General features: G+C 70.0%; 20 protein-coding genes and 2 pseudogenes. 13 read left to right on the top strand and 9 right to left on the bottom strand.

Annotation, left to right across the window (positions count from 1 at the left end; translation table 11 throughout):
* Nucleotides 1-53: 53 nt before the first annotated feature.
* Nucleotides 54-233: pseudogene (locus ACFY4A_RS31155) on the bottom strand (ATP-binding protein); the annotation flags it as partial.
* On the opposite strand from ACFY4A_RS31155, the pseudogene ACFY4A_RS31150 reads away from it, so the two are divergent.
* Nucleotides 222-367 (top strand): annotated as a pseudogene (locus tag ACFY4A_RS31150) (flavoprotein); the annotation flags it as partial. The pseudogenes ACFY4A_RS31155 and ACFY4A_RS31150 sit on opposite strands and share 12 nt — an antisense overlap.
* Here the strand turns inward: ACFY4A_RS31150 and ACFY4A_RS31145 are convergent.
* The 5 genes from ACFY4A_RS31145 to ACFY4A_RS31125 all read right to left on the bottom strand — a co-directional run bounded on the left by ACFY4A_RS31145 (nucleotide 339) and on the right by ACFY4A_RS31125 (nucleotide 5,524).
* The gene (locus ACFY4A_RS31145; protein WP_390832667.1) at nucleotides 339-2,081 is read right to left on the bottom strand and encodes a relaxase/mobilization nuclease domain-containing protein; all 1,743 of its coding nucleotides are present in this window, start codon (nucleotides 2,079-2,081) and stop codon (nucleotides 339-341) included. The pseudogene ACFY4A_RS31150 and the gene ACFY4A_RS31145 sit on opposite strands and share 29 nt — an antisense overlap.
* Nucleotides 2,078-2,719: a MobC family plasmid mobilization relaxosome protein gene (locus tag ACFY4A_RS31140; protein WP_390832666.1), complete on the bottom strand. Its 642-nt coding sequence runs from the start codon at nucleotides 2,717-2,719 to the stop codon at nucleotides 2,078-2,080. The genes ACFY4A_RS31145 and ACFY4A_RS31140 overlap by 4 nt, the downstream gene beginning before the upstream one ends.
* Before the next feature lie 116 nt (nucleotides 2,720-2,835).
* Complete coding sequence (locus tag ACFY4A_RS31135) at nucleotides 2,836-3,669, bottom strand: DUF2637 domain-containing protein (RefSeq protein ID WP_390832710.1); 834 nt, start codon at nucleotides 3,667-3,669, stop codon at nucleotides 2,836-2,838.
* Nucleotides 3,670-3,887: 218 nt separating this feature from the next.
* A complete protein-coding gene (locus ACFY4A_RS31130) occupies nucleotides 3,888-5,144 on the bottom strand; it encodes a DUF3631 domain-containing protein (protein WP_390832665.1) in 1,257 nt (418 codons plus the stop codon).
* A gap of 143 nt (nucleotides 5,145-5,287) precedes the next feature.
* A complete protein-coding gene (locus ACFY4A_RS31125) occupies nucleotides 5,288-5,524 on the bottom strand; it encodes a helix-turn-helix transcriptional regulator (RefSeq protein WP_390832664.1) in 237 nt (78 codons plus the stop codon).
* A gap of 440 nt (nucleotides 5,525-5,964) precedes the next feature.
* Between ACFY4A_RS31125 and ACFY4A_RS31120 the strand changes: the two genes are divergently transcribed.
* Nucleotides 5,965-6,282 carry a helix-turn-helix domain-containing protein gene (locus tag ACFY4A_RS31120; RefSeq protein WP_390832663.1) on the top strand — a complete coding sequence of 106 codons (318 nt, stop codon included), beginning with the start codon at nucleotides 5,965-5,967 and terminating at the stop codon, nucleotides 6,280-6,282.
* A 1-nt stretch (nucleotide 6,283) separates the two neighbouring features.
* Nucleotides 6,284-7,642: a tyrosine-type recombinase/integrase gene (locus tag ACFY4A_RS31115; protein WP_390832709.1), complete on the top strand. Its 1,359-nt coding sequence runs from the start codon at nucleotides 6,284-6,286 to the stop codon at nucleotides 7,640-7,642.
* 67 nt (nucleotides 7,643-7,709) lie between these two features.
* Here ACFY4A_RS31115 and ACFY4A_RS31110 read toward each other — a convergent pair whose 3' ends face one another.
* A complete protein-coding gene (locus ACFY4A_RS31110; RefSeq protein WP_390832662.1) occupies nucleotides 7,710-8,348 on the bottom strand; it encodes a hypothetical protein in 639 nt (212 codons plus the stop codon).
* Between the two features lie 338 nt (nucleotides 8,349-8,686).
* On the opposite strand from ACFY4A_RS31110, the gene hemL reads away from it, so the two are divergent.
* From hemL to ACFY4A_RS31070, 8 genes are all read left to right on the top strand, one after another.
* Nucleotides 8,687-10,003 carry a glutamate-1-semialdehyde 2,1-aminomutase gene (gene hemL / locus ACFY4A_RS31105; RefSeq protein ID WP_390832661.1) on the top strand — a complete coding sequence of 439 codons (1,317 nt, stop codon included), beginning with the start codon at nucleotides 8,687-8,689 and terminating at the stop codon, nucleotides 10,001-10,003.
* Nucleotides 10,000-10,701 carry a histidine phosphatase family protein gene (locus tag ACFY4A_RS31100; RefSeq protein ID WP_390832660.1) on the top strand — a complete coding sequence of 234 codons (702 nt, stop codon included), beginning with the start codon at nucleotides 10,000-10,002 and terminating at the stop codon, nucleotides 10,699-10,701. Before hemL ends, ACFY4A_RS31100 begins: the two co-directional genes overlap by 4 nt.
* A 115-nt stretch (nucleotides 10,702-10,816) precedes the next feature.
* Nucleotides 10,817-12,115 (top strand): hypothetical protein, encoded by a 1,299-nt coding sequence (locus ACFY4A_RS31095; protein WP_390832659.1) that lies wholly within the window; start codon nucleotides 10,817-10,819, stop codon nucleotides 12,113-12,115.
* Nucleotides 12,116-12,181: 66 nt separating this feature from the next.
* Entirely contained in the window at nucleotides 12,182-12,847 is a 666-nt protein-coding gene (locus ACFY4A_RS31090) for a TlpA family protein disulfide reductase (protein ID WP_390832658.1), read from the top strand.
* A gap of 6 nt (nucleotides 12,848-12,853) precedes the next feature.
* The gene (locus ACFY4A_RS31085) at nucleotides 12,854-13,615 is read left to right on the top strand and encodes a cytochrome c biogenesis CcdA family protein (RefSeq protein ID WP_390832657.1); all 762 of its coding nucleotides are present in this window, start codon (nucleotides 12,854-12,856) and stop codon (nucleotides 13,613-13,615) included.
* 3 nt (nucleotides 13,616-13,618) lie between these two features.
* Nucleotides 13,619-15,412, top strand: coding sequence for a cytochrome c biogenesis protein ResB (locus ACFY4A_RS31080; RefSeq protein ID WP_390832656.1), 1,794 nt, complete (start codon nucleotides 13,619-13,621; stop codon nucleotides 15,410-15,412).
* Complete coding sequence (gene ccsB / locus ACFY4A_RS31075; RefSeq protein ID WP_390832655.1) at nucleotides 15,409-16,512, top strand: c-type cytochrome biogenesis protein CcsB; 1,104 nt, start codon at nucleotides 15,409-15,411, stop codon at nucleotides 16,510-16,512. Before ACFY4A_RS31080 ends, ccsB begins: the two co-directional genes overlap by 4 nt.
* A gap of 25 nt (nucleotides 16,513-16,537) precedes the next feature.
* Nucleotides 16,538-16,972, top strand: a complete 435-nt coding sequence (locus ACFY4A_RS31070; RefSeq protein WP_390832654.1) for an SRPBCC domain-containing protein — start codon at nucleotides 16,538-16,540, stop codon at nucleotides 16,970-16,972.
* Here the strand turns inward: ACFY4A_RS31070 and ACFY4A_RS31065 are convergent.
* Nucleotides 16,926-17,375: a nucleoside deaminase gene (locus ACFY4A_RS31065; protein ID WP_390832653.1), complete on the bottom strand. Its 450-nt coding sequence runs from the start codon at nucleotides 17,373-17,375 to the stop codon at nucleotides 16,926-16,928. The two genes, ACFY4A_RS31070 and ACFY4A_RS31065, sit on opposite strands and share 47 nt — an antisense overlap.
* Before the next feature lie 139 nt (nucleotides 17,376-17,514).
* Between ACFY4A_RS31065 and ACFY4A_RS31060 the strand changes: the two genes are divergently transcribed.
* Nucleotides 17,515-18,282 carry a CDP-alcohol phosphatidyltransferase family protein gene (locus ACFY4A_RS31060; protein ID WP_390832652.1) on the top strand — a complete coding sequence of 256 codons (768 nt, stop codon included), beginning with the start codon at nucleotides 17,515-17,517 and terminating at the stop codon, nucleotides 18,280-18,282.
* A 376-nt stretch (nucleotides 18,283-18,658) separates the two neighbouring features.
* Complete coding sequence (locus tag ACFY4A_RS31055; protein ID WP_390832708.1) at nucleotides 18,659-19,861, top strand: RNA-guided endonuclease InsQ/TnpB family protein; 1,203 nt, start codon at nucleotides 18,659-18,661, stop codon at nucleotides 19,859-19,861.
* Nucleotides 19,862-20,356: 495 nt separating this feature from the next.
* On the opposite strand, the gene ACFY4A_RS31050 is transcribed toward ACFY4A_RS31055, so the two are convergent.
* Entirely contained in the window at nucleotides 20,357-20,749 is a 393-nt protein-coding gene (locus ACFY4A_RS31050) for a PLD nuclease N-terminal domain-containing protein (protein WP_390832651.1), read from the bottom strand.
* Nucleotides 20,750-20,779: the final 30 nt, after the last annotated feature.

The raw sequence follows: 20,779 nt of genomic DNA, 5'->3' as shown, positions 1-20,779 counted from the left end.
AGCAGAACTTCCCCAACGGCGGCCAGATGTCTCCCCACCGTTGATCGGGTAGGTCAGCGCAAGGGCATCACCCCCTGACCGGAGGTGGCCTGGGTGAGCCGGAAGCTGTCACCCTGGGTGACCACGACGTGAGCGTGGTGGAGGAGCCGGTCGACCGTGGCGGTGGCCAGGGTCTTGGGCATGATCTCGTCGAAGCCGGACGGGTGGAGGTTCGAACTGACCGCCAGAGCCTGGAGCGGCTGCGTAGATGGGCATGATGATCGGTTCCTACGAGCCTCACCGGTCGAAGGCGGGCGGCGGGGCCGACCGCTACCGCTGGGAGGAAGTGCTGGGGCTGCTCACCCCCAGGCTGCCTGCGCGGTCGTGATCAGCGTCGTCGTGCTTGTGACGGGCGCGGGGGCGAGACCGCGGCTGCTTCGGGAGCCAGCGGACTGGGCTGGTGCCCTTTTGGGCCGTGATGCATTGCGGGCCTGGGCTGCGCGGGCGTGTGCGCTGGGTGCCGGCCGTGCGCTGAAGCGCTGCATACGCCAGGCCAAGGTCCCTGCGGGGGAGCGGGCGTCATCCAGGGCACGTTGGCCGGCGGCCTGCTTGAGGAGCTGCTCCGGGTTGTGGCCGAGTGCTTCTGCTTTGGCGAGTGCGGCGGTGAGGGCGTCTATAGCGGGGTCTGCGAGGACCTGCTCCGCGTGCTCGGGCACGGCCCGACGGATGTGGTGGATGTGCCGGTCCACAGTCTGTTGGGGCGGTCGGCGCTTGCCGAGGGCGGTCAGGGGCGCGGCTGCTGCCTGGTCGTAGGCGGCTTGGAGGTGGAGCAGGGTCTGCTGGGCGGCGGCGACCTGCTGGTCGTGGTGGCGGAGCTGGTGCCAGCGGGCGGCGGCTATGGCGACGAGGACCGCGGCATCGAGGAACATCGCCAGAGCCGTGCCGTCCCTGGGCGCGGGCTCGCGAAGCATCGCTCGTACGGCGCCGCGCAGGGCGTGGGCGTGGTGGTGTTCGGCCTGGATGCGGGAGCGGGTGGCACGCTCGAAGGCGGAGGCTGCCTCGCGGAGCTGGGCGCGGATGGCTGCGGGGACGAGGAGGGGCAGGGCGTCGAGGGCTTCGCCGAAGGCGGCGAGGTGGGCCTGGGAGGCTCGGTCGTCGTTCCTGGTGAGGTGGTGGGGGATGCGTTCGGTGGCGGCGGTGGCCTGGTGCCAGGGGTTGGGCCTGCGCCTACCCGGCTGGATGGTCGGCTGCGGGCCGACGGCCTCCAGGCGTGCTCGGAACTTGGGGAAGGACAGGTCCGGGGCGAGTTCGGAGCCGGAGAACCAGACGGGTTCCTTGTCGGCGGTGGTGGTGTCTTCGCTGGCGACCTTGTAGCCGCGTATGTCGCCGGAGGGGAAGTGCACGACTTCGACCAGCACGCCGTCGGTGTGGTTGAGCAGGCGGATGAACTCCTCGGTGCTGGTGGTGGCGGCTACGGCGGTGCGGACGATGGTGCGCAGGCGTTCGCGAGCTGGCTTGTCCTGGCCTTGGCGGCGGGCCTTTTCCTGTTCGGCGCGGGTGGGGCGCTTGGCGGCGGTGCGGTCTCCGCGGACGACTTGGAAGAGGCCGTATTCCTTTTCGATGGTGGCGAGTTCGCGGTCGGCGGTGAGGTAGTCGTTCCAGTGGCGTGCGGTGCTCAGATCGCCGCGGACCTTGGTGGCGGCGATGTGGATGTGGTCGGGGGCGTGGCGGACGGCGACCCAGCGGCAGCCGTCCGGGTCGTCCTGTGGCGCGATGCCGGTGGCCGCCACAACGCGGCGGGCGATGTCGGCCCACTCCTCGTCGCTGAGGTGGCGGTCGGTTGTGGCGGCGCGGAGGGAGCAGTGCCACACGTGCCGCTCGGACGCGCGGCCCAGGCGGCGGGCTTGCTTGACGCGCATGTCGAGATCGGCCACCAGGAGCCTCTTTGTGGCGGTGAAGTCGTCGGTGCGGCCGGGGTCGGGGGCGAAGCCGTCCCAGGACGCGACGAGGTGGGGGTCGGTGTGGTCCTTGGCCTTCTTGGTGTCGAACAGGTAGCGGATCAGGCCGGCCGTGTCCTTGCCGCTGCTGACCTTGGCGATCACCGGACTGTCTTCTTGGTGACGGTCTGGTTCGCCGCTGCCGCGATCTCGTTGATGGCAGCGCGGACCGTGCCCAGGGTGCGTTCGGTCTGGGCCAGGGTGGCGGTATCCCCAGGATGTGGATGACCGCCGGAGTTGAGCTTCCGAGCGATCTGGTTGACGTTGTTGCCGATCTTGGCGACCTGCTCACGCAGGGCGGTCAGCTCGTCGATGTAGTCGTCGAGCGGCGTGCGTTGGCCGGGTAGGGCGAGGTCGCCGTGGATGTGGGCCATGACGACGGCGCCGACGTAGTGGGCGCCGGCGATGTTGAGCGACCGGGCCCTGGTGAGAATGGCGGTCTTCTCTTCGACGCTGTAGCGCACGTCGACGCGTTCCTTGCGCTGGGTGTCTTTGCGCTTTCGGCGACGTGCGATGCGGTGAAGGGCGGCGGCTTCGGCGGCGCGCGGCAGGACGACGGCCGCGGCCTTGTCGCGCTGTTCCTCCTCGGGCGCCCCCTGGCGCCCGAGGACCTCCGCCACCCCTGGGGCGGAGCCCCCGTTGCACCAGCCCTTGGACGGTCCAACGGCATACCTTGCTGGCTGGGTGGCGCTCGTGGTCATCTCCTGTTGGCTAGTGCGTGATTCAGGTTGGGGATCGTGCATCTGACAGCTCTCGGCGGGTGTTGGTAGCGGGATGGCAGAGGGGCAGATGGTGCTGCCACTCTGCCGTCCGTGTGCTGGCGGGCGGGGGACGCGCGGTGTCGATCGGGCGGTGAAGGTCAGGAGGCGTGCGCCGGCGCGCGGTCGAGTTCGGCTTGCAGGCGGTGGGTGACCTCGGTCAGACGGTCTCTGCCGATGGGGTAGCCCTGGGCCCGGATCGCCGATTCGACGTGGCGGCGTGAGACTCGCCCGTTGCCGCCCAAGGGTGCGGTGCGGCCAAGAGCCAGGAGTTCATCCATGGGGGCGCTGGGCTGCCGGCCCTTCGGCCGGGCAGGCCGCTCCGGGGCATCTGCCGCACTGGCCAGGTCTTCCGCCACGTCCACCGCGTCTTCTGCCACATTCTGTGCCTCTGGCGTGACTGCCGGCGTCCCGGGCGCGTCCTCGCCCGGTGCGGGCCGCTGCGGTGCTTCCTCGTCGTGGTTGTGGTGGCTGGGTGGCATGTGGCGGTGGGCGGCGCTGCTCTCGGGGAGGACGTGCCGGGTCGCGGGGTGGCGGCGGATGACGAGGTCGAGGTGGACGGCCCCGGCGAGCGCGAGCGGGGCGATGGCGGACAGGGCGCCGACGGTGACGTCGTCCAGACGGAGTCCGGCGGTGTGGGCTTCCTGGTTGAGACGGACGGCGTGCAGGGCGTTTGCCCAGATGCTGGTGACGGTGGCGAGGCCGACGAGCGCCCATACGTACAGCCGGGAACGCCAAGGCGCGGTGCGCAGGATGAGCAGGGCGGCGACGCCGATGGCAATGAACCCGTCGATCACGAGCGGGAAGGCGTAGGTGAGCATTCCGCGGATGTGGATGGCGACGGCCATCTGCCGAAGGGCGTCATAGGAGAGGGCGAAGCCGATCGTGCCGACCAGGGCGACTCCCAGGCGGATCGCGGCGGTCAACGCCGGCACGGTGGTCGGTGCGGTGCGCGGGGGCAAGCGGCGTACTCCAAGCGAGGGTCGGGTGCCATAGACACAGGGCGGTGCTGATGGGCGGGCAGCGGACTCGTCGCACCCGTCGCATGCCTGGTCAGAGCAGGTACGGGAGAGCGCCGTGGTACGAGTGGACTCGTCACAGCGGCGACACTCGTCGCGGGGCTGACCTGCGATGCGACGGGTGCGACGAGTGGTTACGGGTGCAGTCCCGGACCCTGCGCGCTGCTCTCGTCGCCCTCATCGGGTGTCGAGTCGTCCGGGCAGTAGCGCGCCCATGCGTCGGTGAAGCGGAGGCGGGCGAAGCCCTTGGCCTGCCGCCCACCCTCGAAGCGGAGGGTCGCGGCCTTGATGTCGAAGTCCTTGAGCAGGAGTCCCAGGTGGCGTGGGCTCAGGCCCGTGGCGCCGTACTCGGCCCATGGAGCCTCCTGGTCCTTGACGAGCTCCTCCAGCAGATCCCGGGTGCGCATGATGTCGGGATCACCGCAGCGTGCGAAGGCACGCCGGATGTCCTGCAGCAGGCGGGTCTTCAGGTTCGACTCGTCGTCCTTGCCCGCCTCTGCCGCGCACATCGCCACGCAGGCAGCGCGGGCCTGCTCGGGCCAGGCGCCGCCGGCCAGTTCGGCGACGATCACCAGCGGCTCCCAGGTGTCGGCCGCGCGGTCCTGCACTGGCATCACAGGGACCAGCTCTGCGGCCGTATCGATGAGAGGGCGCAGCCAGGCGGTCAGCCGGTCGCGCAAGATGTGCAGCGCCGGAATGTCGCGGCGGGAGCGGAACTGCTCCACCCGTTCGCCATCCTTGCGGCGCTGCATGCGGATCACTACCGCCCGGTCCATGATCGTGTCCGGCAGGTCTCCGATGCCGGCGAGCGCGGCCATGGCGAAGGTGGGGAACGCCTGCGGCTTGTGCTCCGGGCCGGAGATACGCAGGGCGGGCCGGTTGCGCTGGTGCCCGGCGTTGAGCAGGCCGCGCAGTTCCTCGTTCTTCTCGGCCGCCTTGATGCTGCCGAAGATGGTGTCGGCCTCGTCCACCAGCAGGGTGGGCGGGTCGTCACCGATGGCGCGGAAGACCACCGCCGGGCTGGTGTTGACCGTGATCAGCGGCTCGCGCACGGTCTCTGTGATCACATCCAGCAGACGGGACTTGCCGCACCGCTTCGCCGGCCCGACCACCGCCAGGCGAGGTGCGTGCTGGAGCGCGGGCTGGATGTGCGTGGCCGCCCCCCACAGCGTTACCGCCGTCAGTGCGTCACCGTCGGGCAGGATCACGTACCGGGCGATCGCTGCCCGAAGCCCATCCAGCAGTGCGGCGCCCTCGTCGGCGCTGTCCGGCTCGTCACTTCCAGAGGCCGGGGGCTCGGATTTCGGGCTCTGACCGGGGACGGCCACGGGCGGCCAAGCCAGATGGCTGGTGGGTGCGGCAATGGTAGGAGAGGTCGTAGATTCGTCCACAGGCGTTCCTCCCTGGTGGGCCGGACGGGCAAGGTCCGGCCGCACCGAGACAGGTCGTTCGGGCAAGGGCGATGAGGGCAGGGACCGCGCGGCTCCTGGCGGTGGCTCGCCGGGAGCCGCATCGCTTTCCCTGTGAGGCGGCCTCAGACCGCGAGGTCGTATGCGGCGTGGGCGTTCAGCCAGGCGTCCACCTCGGACCAGCGGTAGCGCAGGTGGCGGCCCACCTTGTGCACGTTGGGGCCGATGCCCCGGTACTTCCACTGGTAGAGGGTCTTCACCGGCGCTCCGAGGTAGTCGGCGACTTCCGCCGGAGTGGCCAGCGGCCCACGCCGTGAGGCATCGGCGGTGGCGTGGGCAGGACGGGGAGAAAGGCTCGGCACAGGGCTCCTTTTTCGGTTTCGGACAGCGGGCATGGACAACACAGCCACATGCCGGGAGGAGAAGTCCAGAGTTGGTTCTTAAACTCTGTAGAAGTTCCCGATGGGTGATGGCGGGAGCAATACCGTAAGGGCGAATCGCCGGTCGACCAAAAAGTTCTCGACGGCATGGTGTTCTTTGTCCCGGTCCTCGGCGTCTGGTCCGTCCTCCCCTTGTCCGTGCTGCATGACCTGCACCTCTGTGGTTGAGGGGTGTCTGATGTGGCAGGCAGGATCCGCGTGGCTCCCGGCAGAGCTGCCGCCCGCGGCGTGACCCGGGGAAACATCTGGGCCGTTTCGATGAATTCTGCGAATGAGCGCCGGCCGGCCCGAGTGCGACTTCTAGTAGGGTTTGTGAACCAACTCTTGCCATAACGCCCGGTTGCAAGTTACAGCTACCTGTCATGGCAAAACGACCTGTCGAAATAGGCCCCGCCGGCCTGCACGCCGCCCGCATGATCGAGCACATACGCCTCGCGCGTGGTCTCACCCAGCACCAGCTCGCTGCCCGCTGCACGGCGCTCGGCCGCCCGATCACCAACACCGCTCTCAGCCGCACCGAGCGCGCCCGCCGACGCTGTGACGTCGACGATCTCGTCGTCATCGCGGCAGCTCTCGGTGTCTCTCCGGCGGCCCTGCTGCCGCTCGGGACCGGCGTCACTCCGGCGCTCCGCCCCGTCGTCCCGGTCCTCGACCGACCCCAGGGAGTCCTTCTTGGCTGACGTGTACGACCGCTGGCACAAATCCCACCCCAAGCCGGACGAGACCGAGTGCGGCGAGCACAGGAGCCGTACCCGGCGGATGATCCCGACGTCGGATCACGGGATCGGCAAGCGCTGGCAGGTCCGCTACCGCGACCTCGACGGCCGCCAGCGCAAGGAGAACTTCCACACGAGGGCCGAAGCCGACAAGCGGGCGGCCGAGGTCGATGTCGAGGTCCGGAGCGGCACCTACGTTGTCCCCGCCGAGACGAAGCAGACCCTCGGGGCCTACGCCCAGAAGTGGCTCGACGCGAACTCGGTCGGACCGACCACCGCTCTGCGGTACGAGGCGACCGTCCGCAACCACATAGTGGCGCACCTTGGCCGGCGCGAGCTGCGGTCCCTGAACAAGCCCTCGATCATTCAGGGCTGGGTCCGCACGCTTCAGGACGGTGGCTTCGAAGTGTCGACGATCGAGGGCATCTTCGACATCCTCTCCAGCATCCTCGGCATGGCTGTGGAGGACGGGCTGCTGCCGAAGAACCCCTGCAAGGCGAAGTCGGTCAAGCTGCCGACCGCGACCAAGAAGAAGATCATCCCTTGGCCGTTGGAGCGCGTGCGTGCGGTCATCGCCGGGCTGCCGAAGCGCTTCCAGGCCGGCGGCCGGCTCGCCTTCGGCTGTGGCCTGCGGCAGGGCGAGGTGTTCGGCTTCGCCGTCGAGGACATCGACTTCAAGGGCGGCTGGATCCACGTCAACCGCCAGGTGCGGCTCGTCGGCACGAAGCCCGTCTTCGCCCTGCCCAAGGGCAACAAGGTTCGGTCAGTGCCCCTGCCCGGTCAGCTCGCCGCCACTCTCAAGGCCCATATGAAGGAGTTCCCCCCGGTGGAGGTCACGCTGCCCTGGGCCAAGCCCGACGGTGAGCCGAAAACCTTCCGCCTGCTCTTCGTCGACGAGAAGCGTCGGGCCTACAACCGCAGCGTCTTCAACATGGGCGCCTGGAAGCGCGCCCTGGCCGCCGCCGGCGTGATCCCTCCCCGCGAGCGCGGGGCGAGGTACCTCCAGGCGGCTCCGGAAGACGGCATGCACGCCCTCCGGCATGCCTACGCCTCCGTGCTCCTGGACGCGGGGGAGAGCATCAAGGCGCTCTCGGAGTACCTCGGTCACTCGGACCCGGGCTTCACGCTGCGGACGTACACGCACCTGCTGCCGTCCAGCGAGACCCGCACCCGCAAGGCGATCGACGACGCCTTCACCGAAGCCGAGGCCAAGGTCGAGGCGGAAGAGGAAGACGACGGCCGGACGTCAGACGCGCCCGCCACCCAGGGCACATCAGTGCCCCCGCCGAAACCAATGTGCCCTCGATGTGCCCTGGCCGCCTGACGGCCCCTGCCGGCACATGACGAGGGCGGGACCCGAAAGTCCCGCCCGAACGCCACGAAACCCCAGGTCAGGGCCACACCAGGCAGTACGGCTGATGCCCCGCCTCGTGCAGCCGGTGGGAGAAGTCCTGCCACTCGTGCAGCAGCTGGTACACGTTGAACGCGTCGCGTGGGCCGCCGCGGTCCGGGACCGTGGACCAGATGAAGGCGGCCGCGCCGACCGCTTCCTCGCCGATGTCGCGCAGGGGGTCGACCACGGTCGTCGGGAGTTTCACGACCGCGTAGTCGGGGTGCAGGACGACCAGTTCCAGCGGCGGCACCTTGTGCAGGGGCACGCCCTCGATGCCGGTCAGCACCATGGCGGCCATCGTCTCCGGCTTGATCTTGGTGAACATGCCGCCCATGCCGAGCTCGTCGCCACCGAGTTCCTCGGGGCGCATCGAGATCGGGACGCGGGCCGCCGTCGCGCCGTCGGGCGCGCCGAAATACTTGTACGTCACCCCCACCCGACCACCATTCCTGCTCCCTGCCCCCAGCAACTCGGCCCGGCGGTCGCCTCGCCGGTCGGCCCGCTCGGACTCACTCGGTACATCCCGTGCCTGGCGTGCTTCGCCCGCTTCCTCAGCGTCGCGCCGGTGCCTTCCCCGCCGGGCACGTCGAGGACCCAGGCCGTCAGTCCCCTCGCCCAGTCCGCCACCGCGATGCATATCTCCACCCGACTGCTTTTCTAGGACGCGTGGCCCCCGCCGCGCAACCCGATCATCGTGTCAGTGACCTCCCCCGCGGCCGCTCGCCGAAACGTGCGCCGAAACATCTGCCCGCGGGATCTTGGCGGTCCGACACGACCCTTCGCTTGTTCATACGTACGCGGAGCCAGTTTCGCAGATGGGCCGCTCCGAATCCGCGAATCCGCCGCTCGTCCCACCCGGATCCGGCCGGGCCGGGCCGCTCCGCCCCCGGTCCGCCGCCGTCGCTGGCCTACCCTGAACAGGTCACTGCCCACCGTATTCGGAGAACCCCCGAGAAATCGGAGAAGTCGCAGGTCATGAGCGAACTGCCATATCCCTACGAAGCCCCTGTCTCGCAGGCGCTGTTCGACCGTGCGGCGGCCGTCACGCCCGGCGGCGTGAACTCGCCGGTGCGCGCCTTCCGCGCCGTGGGCGGCACGCCCCGGTTCATGGTCTCGGGCAGCGGGCCGTACCTGAAGGACGCCGACGGACGGGAGTACGTCGACCTCGTGTGCTCCTGGGGCCCGATGATCCTCGGGCACGCGCACCCCGAGGTGATCGCCGCCGTGCAGGAGGCGGTCGCGCACGGCACGTCCTTCGGGACGCCCGGTGAGGGCGAGGTCGCGCTCGCCGAGGAGATGGTGAACCGGGTCGGCCCGCTGGAGCGGGTGCGGCTGGTCTCCAGCGGGACCGAGGCCACCATGTCCGCGATCCGGCTCGCCCGCGGGTTCACCCATCGGTCCAAGGTGATCAAGTTCGCCGGGTGCTACCACGGGCACGTCGACTCCCTCCTCGCCGCGGCCGGGTCGGGGGTCGCCACCTTCGCCCTGCCCGACACCCCCGGCGTCACCGGCGCCCAGGCCGGCGACACGATCGTGCTGCCGTACAACGACCTCGAAGCGGTGCGCGCCGCCTTCGCCGCGCACCCGGGCGAGATCGCCTGTGCGATCACCGAGGCCTCGCCGGGCAACATGGGCGTGGTGCCGCCGCTGCCCGGGTTCAACCAGGGACTCAAGGACCTCTGCGCCGCGAACGGCGCCCTGTACATCTCCGACGAGGTCATGACGGGCTTCCGCACCAGCCGGGCCGGGTGGTACGGCGTCGACGGGGTCGAGCCCGACCTGATGACCTTCGGGAAGGTGATGGGCGGCGGGTTCCCGGCCGCCGCGTTCGGCGGGCGCGCCGACGTCATGGCGCACCTCGCCCCCGCCGGGCCCGTCTACCAGGCCGGCACCCTCTCCGGGAACCCCGTCGCCACCGCCGCGGGGCTCGCCCAGCTGCGCCTGCTCGAGGACGCGGCGTACACCAGGATCGACTCCGTCTCGCAGCAGATCCAGGCCATGGTCTCCGAGGCGCTGACCAAGGAGGGCGTGGCGCACACCCTGCAGAACGCCTCCAACATGTTCTCCGTGTTCTTCACGGACCGCCCGGTGCGCGACTACGAGGACGCCAAGGCGCAGGAGTCGTACCGCTTCACCGCGTTCTTCCACGCGATGCTGGCGAACGGCGTCTACCTGCCGCCCTCGTCCTTCGAGTCCTGGTTCGTCTCCACCGCGCACGACGAGACGGCACTCCAGCGGATCGCCGACGCCCTTCCGGCGGCGGCCCGGGCGGCGGCGGAGGCGACGGCATGAGCAGCGCCCCCGAGAAGAACGCCGGAGACGACATCACCGTCGTCCACCTCATGCGGCACGGCGAGGTCGAGAACCCGGACGGGATCCTGTACGGCCGGCTGCCCGGCTACCACCTGTCCGAGCTCGGGCGGAAGATGGCCGAGCGGGTCGCCGAGCACCTCGCCCCCCGCGACATCACCTACGTCGTCGCCTCCCCGCTGGAGCGGGCGCAGGAGACGGCGACGCCGATAGCGAAGGCGCACGGACTCGACCTGGCCGCCGACGAGCGGCTGATCGAGGCGGACAACGTCTTCCAGGGCAAGACCTTCGGCGTGGGCGACGGCGCGCTGCGCCGGCCCGCCAACTGGAAGCACGTGGTCAACCCGTTCAAGCCGTCCTGGGGCGAGCCGTACATCGACCAGGTGGTGCGCATGATGGGCGCGCTGAACGCGGCGAAGGACAAGGCGCGCGGGCACGAGGCGGTGCTCGTCAGCCACCAGCTGCCGATCTGGATCGTGCGCTCCTACGTCGAGCGGCGGCGGCTGTGGCACGACCCGCGCAAGCGGCAGTGCACGCTCGCCTCGCTGACGACGTTCACCTACCGGGGCGACCGGATCGTCTCCGTCGGTTACACCGAGCCGGCCCGCGATCTGGTGCCGGCTCACCTCCTCGCGGGCGCCAAGCCGGTGAAGGGGCAGGGCAAGGCGTTCGGCGCGTAAGAACGCACTCCGCCTTTGTATTTGTTGTGAAATTCATACTGGTTCGCGGAACCCCTGCGTTCGTCGCTGCCTCTGAGTGAGTGACCATCAGCGGCAGTGACGAATCGGGGATCTCATGCGCACCTTCTCCCGAAGGGGAATACTCGGCCTCGGCGCGGGCGCCGCGGCCGCCGTCGGGCTCGCGGGCTGCGGCACCGTCAAGTCCTCGGAGCCGGGCCGCACCGGCTCTTCCCCCGACGCGAGCACGCCCAGCCCGAGTGCGCGTACGACAACCCCCGTGCGTCCCATCGGCGACGGCTCGACCTCGTTCACCGGCGGGCAGCCGCTCCAGCCGGCCGCGCCGGTCCCGCTGGAGCCGGGCGAGACCCCGCCGCAGTTCGTCGTCTTCTCCTGGGACGGGGCCGGCGAGGTCGGCAACGGCCTGTTCCCGCGCTTCCTGGACCTGGCCAGGCAGCACGAGGCGCACATGACCTTCTTCCTCTCCGGGCTCTACCTGCTGCCGGAGTCGAAGAAGCGTCTGTACGACCCGCCGAACAACCCGCGCGGCGCCTCCGACATCGGCTACCTGACCGACGACCACGTCAAGGCCACGCTCAGCAACGTCCGCCGCGCCTGGCTCGAGGGCCACGAGATCGGCACCCACTTCAACGGCCACTTCTGCTCCGGCCGCGGCTCGGTCGCAGGCTGGACGCCCAAGCAGTGGCGCAGCGAGATCGACCAGGCCAAGGCCTTCGTGAAGCAGTGGCGGACCAACACCGGCTGGAGCGATCTGCCCGCCCTGCCCTTCGACTACGACAAGGAACTCGTCGGCGGCCGCACCCCCTGCCTGCTCGGCCAGAACCAGCTGCTGCCCACCGCCCGCGAACTCGGCTGGCGCTACGACGCCTCCTCGCCCGGCGGCCGCCAGGTGTGGCCGGACAAGCGGCTCGGCATCTGGGATCTGCCGTTGCAGCAAATACCCTTCCCCGGGCGCAGGTTCGAGGTCCTCTCGATGGACTACAACATGCTCGCCAACCAGTCGGTCAACTCCACCAACGCGCCCACCCACAACCACCCGGGCTGGCGCAAGCAGTCAGCGCAGGCCTACATCCAGGGCTTCAGGCGGGCATACGAGACAAATCGGGCGCCCTATTTCATAGGCAACCATTTCGAACAGTGGAACGGCGGCATCTACATGGACTCCGTCGAGGAGGCCTTCAAGCACATCGCGCGGGAGAGGGAGAAGGGCGCCGACGTGCGCATGGTCTCCTTCCGGCAGTTCGTCGACTGGATGGACGTACAGAAGCCGGAGGTGCTCGCCAAGCTGCGCACCCTCGACGTGGGGCAGCGGCCGGCGGGTGGCTGGAAGGAGTTCCTCGGGGGTGCCGGCAGCACCGGCACGGCACCTGTGAAGGATCCCTCGAAGGCGGCCTGAAATGCGCTTTTCCGGCCGTGAGGGGGGTGTGCAAGATCCCCGGAAGGGGCATGCGAAACTTTTCACATGAGTGCCGTCAGTCGTGCCCCCCAGTGCTCGAACCGGGCGAACCGCACGCCCCGTCCGCACCGCACGCGTTCGAGCCGCGTCCGTGGCCGTGCCGCCCTGCTCGCCGCCGGGGGCGCCGCCCTGGCACTCACCCTGTCCGCCTGCGGCTCCGGCGGCACCTCCGGCGGCTCGGGCAACACCAACTTCATCACCGGCGCCGACGGCATCGCGACCGTGCCGAAGGCCGACCGCAAGCCCGTACCCGACCTGTCCGGCAAGACCCTCGAGGGCAAGCAGCTCGACATGGCCGCCTACAAGGGCAAGGTCGTCGTCCTGAACGTCTGGGGCTCCTGGTGCTCGCCGTGCCGCGCCGAGGCGCCCAACCTGGCGAAGGTGGCCAAGGACACCGCCGACAAGGGCGTGCAGTTCGTCGGCATCAACACGCGCGACACCAGCACCCAGCCGGCCCTCGCGTTCGAGAAGCAGTTCGACGTGCCGTACCCGAGCCTGTACGACCCCACCGGCAAGCTCATGCTCCGCTTCCAGAAGGGCACCCTGAACCCGCAGATGATCCCCACCACGATCATCGTCGACCGGGACGGGAAGATCGCCGCGCGCGCCCTCCAGGCGCTCAGCGAGGACAAGCTGCGCAAGATGCTCGACCCGGTCGTCGCGGAGAAGTGAGCCACCGTGCTACTGGCCGCAGCCACTGATCCCAACCAGACGGTGTTCAGCGGAGCCCTGCTGCTCGCGCTGCCCATCGCCGTACTCGGCGGGCTCATCTCCTTCTTCTCTCCCTGCGTCCTGCCGCTCGTCCCCGGTTACCTCTCCTATGTGACCGGAGTCACCGGCACGGACCTGGCCGAGGCCCGCCGCGGACGGATGGCCGTCGGCGCCGCCCTCTTCGTCCTCGGCTTCACCGTGGTCTTCGTCTCCGGCGGGGCACTGTTCGGGTTCTTCGGGCAGACCCTCCAGGACTACAAGGGCACCCTCTCCAAGGTGCTGGGCGTGCTCATGATCCTCATGGGCCTCTTCTTCATGGGCCTGACGCCCTGGCTGTCCCAGCGCGAGTTCCGCTTCCACCGGCGGCCGGCCGCGGGCCTGGTGGGCGCGCCCCTGCTCGGGGCGCTGTTCGGGATCGGCTGGACCCCCTGCATCGGTCCGACCCTCTCCGCGGTCCAGACGCTCTCCTTCCAGCAGGCGAGCGCCGGGCGCGGCGCCCTGCTGACCGTCGCCTACTGCGCCGGCCTCGGCATCCCGTTCGTGCTCACCGCGATCGCCTTCCGCAAGGCGCTGGGAGCCTTCGGCTGGGTCAAGCGCCACTATGTCTGGGTGATGCGCGCCGGCGGCACGATGATGATCCTGACCGGCGTGCTGCTGCTGACCGGCGCCTGGGACCGGCTGGTGCAGGAGATGCAGACGTGGTCCACCGGCTTCACTGTGGGGATCTGATCCATGAGCAAGACGCCAACCAGTACGACGGCCGACGGGACCCCGGCGGTGGTGCCGCCCGGCGACGAGGACCTGGGCGCCGCCGGCTCCCAGCTGTCCACCGCCCCCGCCGAGACGGCCGTCCCCGGCTCCTTCGGCGGCAACCGGGCGCCCGGACTGGCCGGCCGGCTCGCCTGGACCTGGCGGGAGATCCTCGGCTGGGTCCGCTGGTTCTGGCGGCAGCTCACCTCCATGCGCGTCGCGCTGATGCTGCTGTTCCTGCTCTCCCTCGGCGCCGTCCCCGGCTCGCTGATCCCGCAGAGCGGCACCGACGCGCTGAAGGTCGAGGCCTTCAGGCAGGCGCACACGACGCTCGCGCCGCTCTACGACAAGCTCGGCCTGTTCCACGTCTACAGCTCGGTGTGGTTCTCCGCGATCTACATCCTGCTGTTCGTCTCCCTCATCGGCTGCATCGTGCCGCGCACCTGGCAGTTCGCCGGCCAGCTGCGCGGCCGGCCACCGGGCGCCCCCAAGCGGCTGACCCGGCTGCCCGCGTACACCACCTGGCGCACCGCCGCCTCCCCCGAGGAGGTCCGCGAGACCGCGCTGAAGGTCCTCAAGCAGCGCCGCTTCCGCGCGCACACCGCCGGTGACGCCGTCGCCGCCGAGAAGGGCTACCTGCGCGAGGCCGGCAACCTCGTCTTCCACATCGCGCTGATCGTGATGCTGGTCGCCTTCGCCTGCGGCCAGTTGTACAAGACCGAGGGCAACAAGCTGATCGTCGAGGGCGACGGCTTCGCCAACACCCTCACCCAGTACGACGACTTCAAGTCCGGCAACCTCTTCAACGACGACGACCTGGTGCCCTTCAGCTTCAACCTGAAGAAGTTCACCGGCACCTACGAGCGCACCGGACCGCAGAAGGGCACGCCGCGCGTGTACCGGGCGGACATCACCTACAGCGTGGGCGCCCACGGCGAGGAGCAGAAGGCCGGCGTCTCGCCCAACCACCCGCTGACCGTCGGCGACGCCCGGGTCTACCTCGTCAGCCACGGCTACGCGCCCACCGTCACCGTCCGGGACGGCAAGGGCGAGGTGGTCTACCGCCAGGCCGTGCCGCTGCTGCCGGTCGACGCCAACGTCACCTCGCAGGGCGCGATCAAGGTGCTCGACGGCTACAGGAACGCCCAGGGCAAGTCCGAGCAGCTCGGCTTCTCCGCCTTCTTCGTGCCGACCTTCGCCGGTGCCGGCAAGGGCACGATGTTCTCCCAGTTCCCGGCGCTGGACTTCCCCGTCCTCGCGCTGACCGGTTACCACGGCGACCTGGGCGTCGACGCGGGCGTTCCGCAGAACGTCTACCAGCTCGACACCAAGAACCCGAACCTCAAGCAGTTCAAGGATGCCAAGGGCAAGATCGTCGCCGCCCGGCTGCTGCCCGGCGAGACCATGACGCTGCCGAACGGCGCCGGCTCCATCACCTTCGACAAGGACATCAAGGAGTGGGCCGGCTTCCAGATCGTGCAGCAGCCCGGCACCGGCTGGGCGCTCACCGGCGCGCTCGCCGCCATCGCCGGCCTGGTCGGCTCCCTGTTCATCCAGCGCCGCCGCGTCTGGGTGCGCGCCGTGCGGGGCGCCGACGGCGTGACCGTCATCGAGATGGCGGGCCTGGGCCGCAGCGAGTCCGCGAAACTCCCCGAGGAGCTCGGCGACCTGGCCGCCCTCGTCCACGACAAGGCGCCCGCGCAGACCGACGCCGACCCCGACCGGGAGCCGGACGCCGGCACCCCCGTACCCGCCGAAGGGGCTGAGGAGAAATGACTCTCGCCGCCGCAACCGAGCTAGCCACGGCGACCAACGAGAACCTGGCCAACATCAGCAACACGCTGATCTACTCCGCGATGGCCGTCTACACCCTGGCCTTCTTCGCGTACATCGCCGAATGGCTCTTCGGCAGCCGCAGCAAGGTGGCCCGCACGGCCGCCGCGCTGACCGCCAAGGACGGCGCGGCCAAGGTGCGGGGACCGGCGGTGACGGCGAAGTCCGCCGGGGGCACCGCCGTGCTGGAGCGGCCCAAGGTGGTCGTACGGTCCGCCGCCGGCGCCCGTGACGTGCCCGACGGGCCCGGCGCGCACGGCGGCGACGAGAAGGGCGACCTGTACGGCCGGATCGCGGTGTCCCTCAGCGTGCTCGGCTTCCTCGTCGAGCTTGGCGGCGTGCTCGCCCGCGCGGCCTCCGTGCAGCGGGCGCCGTGGGGCAACATGTACGAGTTCAACCTCACCTTCTCCACCGTCGCGGTCGGCGTGTACCTGCTGCTGCTCGCGCTGAAGAAGAACGTGCGCTGGCTCGGCCTGTTCCTGACCACCACGGTCCTGCTCGACCTCGGCCTCGCGGTCAGCGTCCTCTACACGGCGAGCGACCAGCTGGTCCCGGCCCTGCACTCGTACTGGCTGTACATCCACGTCTCCACCGCGATCTTCTGCGGCGCGGTCCTCTACGTCGGCGCGCTCGCCACGCTGCTGTACCTGTTCAAGGACTCCTACGAGAGCAAGCTCGTCTCCGGCGGGAAGCCCGGCCGTTTCGCGACCTCCGTCCTGGAGCGGCTGCCGGCGTCGGCGTCCCTGGACAAGTTCGCCTACCGCGTGAACGCCGCCGTCTTCCCGCTCTGGACGTTCACGATCATCGCGGGCGCGATCTGGGCGGAGTCCGCCTGGGGCCGCTACTGGGGCTGGGACCCCAAGGAGACCTGGTCCTTCATCACCTGGGTCGCCTACGCCTGCTACCTGCACGCCCGCTCCACGGCCGGCTGGAAGGGCCGCAAGGCCGCCTACATCGCGTTGATCGCGTTCGGCTGCTGGCTGTTCAACTACTACGGCGTGAACATCTTCGTCAGCGGCAAGCACTCGTACTCGGGCGTCTGACCGGCCGCTCGGCGACACTGGTGTCATGACCGGTTCCATCGAACAGGGCACCAGCCAGACCCACGGGAACACACACATCCTCGCCTTCCTGGTGCGGTTCCCCCGGCCCATGGAGAAGGTCTGGCCGGAGCTGACCACACCGGAAGGACTCGCGCGCTGGTTCACCGACGCCGACGAGCTGGAACCCCGGCTCGGCGGCGCGGTGACCCTGCGCGGCCTCGGCAGCGGGCGGATCACCGCGTGGGACGTGGACCGGGTCGCCGAGTACACCGTGGAGGGCGGCGGCCGCATCCGCTTCCACCTGGAGCGCCACGGGGAGGACGGCTCCACCCTCCGCTTCACCCACGAGTTCCAGGGCGAGACGGAGTCGGAGCCGCGCTGGCGGGCCCGCTTCGAGCGCCTGATCGAAGTGGTTACTCGCCGATGTCCTCGTGCCACAGGTCCGGATGCTTCTCGATGAAGTCCCGCATCAGTCCGACGCACTCCGCGTCGTCCAGGACCACGATCTCCACACCGTGCTCCGCGAGCCAGTCGTGCCCGCCCCGGAACGTGGCCGCCTCACCGATCACCACCCGCGAGATGCCGAACTGACGGACCAGGCCACTGCAGTACCAGCAGGGCGAGAGGGTCGTCACCATCGTCGTACCACGGTACGAGCGTTGCCGTCCCGCGGCGCGGAACGCGGCCGTCTCCGCGTGCATCGACGGGTCGTCGTCCTGGACGCGACGGTTGCGGCCGCGGCCGAGCAGGGTGCCGTCGGCTCCGTAGAGCGCGGCGCCGATGGGAACGCCGCCCTCGGCCAGCCCGGCGCGGGCCTCGGCGAGGGCGGTGGTGAGCCATGAACGTGCCTGTTCCTGATCCATGCCCTCACTGTGCTGACGCGCGCGCCGCACGGCAACGGCCGGTGCCCGCCCCCGGAAACCGCGCGCGCCGCACTCTGTACCCTGACTCGATCATCGCCGCACGTGCGGCAGTCGGGCCCGGTGGTGGGAGGAAACGGTCATGGTTGCTGCTCCGGTCCTGGAGGAGCTGCGGGAGGTCTGCCAGCCGCGGGGGAAACTGGCGAGCCGCAACGGCGAGCACTGGGCGGGCCGCCTCTACATGCGGAGGATCTCGCTGCGGTTCACCCGGCACCTGGTGCGCACCCCGGTGACCCCGGACCAGCTGACCTGGACCATGGTGGTGTGCGGGATGGCCTCCGGCGCCGCGCTGCTGATCCCGGGCCTGACCGGGGCCGTCCTGGCCGTCGTGCTGATGCAGCTGTTCCTGCTCTTCGACTGCGTGGACGGCGAGGTCGCCCGCTGGAAGGGCCAGAACAGCGCGGTCGGCATCTACGTCGACCGGCTCGGCGCCTACCTCGCGGACGCCGCCCTGATGGTGGGCGCCGGTTTCCACGCGGCCCGGTCCGGCTTCGGCGGCTGGGTGTCGCTGGGTCTGGCGACCGCCCTCGGCGTGGTCCTGCTGAAGGCCTCCACCGACCTGGTCGACGTGGCCCGGGCCCGGCGAGGGCTGGCCGTCGCCGACGACGAGTCGACCCGGCCGCGCTCTCAGGGCGTGGCCACGGTGCGCCGGCTGGCCGCCGCGTTCAAGATCCACCGGGTGACCAACGGCATCGAGGCTTCCCTGCTCCTGCTGGCCGCGGCCATCGGCGACACCGTCACCGGCGGGGTCGACGTCACCCGCTGGGCGCTGATCGCCCTCGCCGCCATCACCTGGGTGATGGTCCCGGCCCACCTGCTGTCGATCCTGTCGTCGTCCCGGCTGCGCTAGGGCTGTGACCGGAGAGGTTCACCGGCTTGTGACGCCCGGCAAACCTTTCCGGTCCCGGCGGAGAGCCGCGCCACACCGCCGTCCTTCCCCCGCGTGCGGCCGCACCGGTCATCTGCTCTTTTGCGAGGAGGGCCCGGCGTTCACGCCGGGTAGGAATCGCATCGTGTGACGGCGGCGCGGAGCGCCGCCGCGTCCGGGTTCCGGGGCGCGGAGTGCCCTGACGGTCTGCCCGGCGGAGCAGGGTAAACGCGAACACGTGTACTGGTGTTCGCTGATCGGGGTGATCGCATCGGAAGATGGGTGCGGCTGTTCGGGTGTCGTGCGTACGGTCGCATGGTGGGTGCCGGGTGATCGGGACAAGTGCCGGGGGGTGGGTGTGGCGGCGGTGTGGGAGGGCGACGGGGGCGGACATGCCCGGTACACGTACCGGCTGCGGGTGTCCGCCACGGCCCGGGCGGGCCTGGAGGCGGAGTGGGGGCGGTGCCGGTGGGTGTGGAACGAGTGCGTGGCCCGTTCCAAGAAGGCCCACGCCGAGGGTGAGGAGTGCGGTCCGGCCCGGCTGGACCGGATGCTGACCCAGGCCCGCGCGGTGACACCGTGGCTGGCCGCAGGCTCCTGCGTGCCGCAGCAGCAGATCATCCGCGACTTCGCCGCATCCCGCACGAAGGCACTCAGGGGCATCAAGGACCGGCTGCCGCTGAAGCGGCGGGGCGGGATGCCTCGGCACAAGAGGAAACGCGGGGCCGATCCGACGCTGAACTACACGCGGCGCGGGTTCCGGCTCAAGGACGGGCGGCTGCACCTGGCGGGTGGGATCGTCCTGACCGCGGTGTGGTCTCGTCCTCTCCCGGCCGAACCCTCCTCGGTGCGCGTCTACCGCGACCACCTCGGCCACTGGTACGCCTCGTTCGTCGTCCCCGCCCGTATCGAGCCACTCCCGTCGACCGGTGCGGTGATCGGAATCGACTGGGGCGTCAAGGAGACCGCCACCACCACCTCCTACGCCCACGACCTCCCCCACGCGCAGCACGGCCGGAGGTCCCAGGCCGAACTGGGCCGGTACGACCGGATGATGGCCCGCCGCAGGCCCAGGAAGGGGCAGACCGCCTCGAAGGGCTATCGGGAGGCGAAGAGGTGGCGGGCCAAGACCTACGCGAGGATCGCGCGGCAGCGGCAGGACACCGCCCGCAAGTGGGCGAAGAAGGTAGTGCGCGACCACGATGCGATCGCGGTGGAGGACTTCCGGCCCAAGTTCCTCGCCCGGACGTCGATGGCCCGCAAGGCGGCGGACGCCGCGATCGGCGCCACCAAGCGGGCCCTGATCGAGATGGGCCGCAAGCACGCGCGGGATGTGCGTCTGGTGCATCCCGCGCACACCACCATGGACTGCGGAACGTGCGGAGCGAGAACCAAGCACGCACTGCCGCTGTCGGAACGCACCTACACCTGCACCGCGTGCGGAGCCGTCTGTCCCAGGGACAAGAACTCCGCCCGCGTGATGCTCGTCCGGGCAGGTCTGGACCCGGCTGGTGCCGAGGGCGCAAGACCTCCTGGAGCGCTGCTCCAGGAGGCGGCCTGAGCCAGGAATCCCCTCCCTTCAGGGAGGGGAGCAGTCAAGTTGTCGCCGAAGTGGTAGCTCCTGGGATTGACCGTGATGCTGTCCACCCGCACCTGGAACTCCGTCTCGGGATTCTCGATCGCGTGGACGATGCTGCCGACGAGCCCGTCCAGTTGCTCCCGTTGGCTGCTGGTCACCACCGCGATGGACGGGCCGGACGTCTCGACGGCCAGGACGTACTGGTCGGTCGCCGGCAGCACGGCCACAGCAGCCTCTTGCCGACCCGCAGTTCGATGGCCCGCAGAGAGGGTGGGACGGCGGGCGGCGGTGGGATGTCGAAGTGCCCCGGCGGTTTGGCTTTGTCCATCGGTCCCCCTGGAGTGCGGCTGGTGCCATCACTGAGTGAGGAACATCAACTCCGTACCGTGTCCTGGGTGCAAGCCGACAATGACCGTCAACTGTGCGGCGAATATGGGCAGTTGGCGAACAGGGGCGGCCCGTCGCCCCGGCGGCGCCTCAGCTGCTCTTCGGCTCCTCGCCGTTCTCCTTGCGGCGCAGTTCCTCCTCGCGCCGGCGCAGATCGGCCTCCCAGTTCTTCAGCAGGTCCTCGTCCTTCTTGTTCTCCTCGGCGAGGGACTTCAGGAACGCGGGGTTGTCGTCCGGGGCGACGTACTCCAGCCGCTGGTTGCGGTGCCACTCCGAGGGCGTGCGGCCGTTCGCCGGGGGGCGCCGGTCCTTGCCAGCGGCGAGCCAGACGATCGGGCCGACGATCCAGAAGAGCAGGATGATGAAGACCCAGGCGACCTTGGGAAGGTGCTTGGCCTCGTCCTCCGGTGTGTTCAGGCAGTCGATGAACGCGAAGATCGTCAGTGCCAGCGGCACGACGTAGAACAGCAGCACTCTGAGCATGTCGAGCAGCCCCCTGGAACGCGGCGGAGG

The organism is Streptomyces sp. NPDC001292, from assembly GCF_042896465.1.
Lineage (GTDB): Bacteria > Actinomycetota > Actinomycetes > Streptomycetales > Streptomycetaceae > Streptomyces.
The sequence above is the reverse complement of the archived record's forward strand: the minus strand, read 5'-3'. Positions and strand labels throughout refer to the sequence as shown.

Excerpts from the sequence above, each read along its gene's own strand:
- ACFY4A_RS31090 (WP_390832658.1), top strand. The coding sequence starts at position 12,182 with ATGAGTGCCGTCAGTCGTGCCCCCCAGTGCTCGAACCGGGCGAACCGC.
- ACFY4A_RS31095 (WP_390832659.1), top strand. The coding sequence starts at position 10,817 with ATGCGCACCTTCTCCCGAAGGGGAATACTCGGCCTCGGCGCGGGCGCC.
- ACFY4A_RS31140 (WP_390832666.1), bottom strand. The coding sequence starts at position 2,719 with ATGCACGATCCCCAACCTGAATCACGCACTAGCCAACAGGAGATGACC.
- ACFY4A_RS31100 (WP_390832660.1), top strand. The coding sequence starts at position 10,000 with ATGAGCAGCGCCCCCGAGAAGAACGCCGGAGACGACATCACCGTCGTC.
- hemL (WP_390832661.1), top strand. The coding sequence starts at position 8,687 with ATGAGCGAACTGCCATATCCCTACGAAGCCCCTGTCTCGCAGGCGCTG.
- ACFY4A_RS31050 (WP_390832651.1), bottom strand. The coding sequence starts at position 20,749 with ATGCTCAGAGTGCTGCTGTTCTACGTCGTGCCGCTGGCACTGACGATC.
- ccsB (WP_390832655.1), top strand. The coding sequence starts at position 15,409 with ATGACTCTCGCCGCCGCAACCGAGCTAGCCACGGCGACCAACGAGAAC.
- ACFY4A_RS31060 (WP_390832652.1), top strand. The coding sequence starts at position 17,515 with ATGGTTGCTGCTCCGGTCCTGGAGGAGCTGCGGGAGGTCTGCCAGCCG.
- ACFY4A_RS31080 (WP_390832656.1), top strand. The coding sequence starts at position 13,619 with ATGAGCAAGACGCCAACCAGTACGACGGCCGACGGGACCCCGGCGGTG.
- ACFY4A_RS31120 (WP_390832663.1), top strand. The coding sequence starts at position 5,965 with ATGGCAAAACGACCTGTCGAAATAGGCCCCGCCGGCCTGCACGCCGCC.
- ACFY4A_RS31065 (WP_390832653.1), bottom strand. The coding sequence starts at position 17,375 with ATGGATCAGGAACAGGCACGTTCATGGCTCACCACCGCCCTCGCCGAG.
- ACFY4A_RS31110 (WP_390832662.1), bottom strand. The coding sequence starts at position 8,348 with ATGCATCGCGGTGGCGGACTGGGCGAGGGGACTGACGGCCTGGGTCCT.
- ACFY4A_RS31070 (WP_390832654.1), top strand. The coding sequence starts at position 16,538 with ATGACCGGTTCCATCGAACAGGGCACCAGCCAGACCCACGGGAACACA.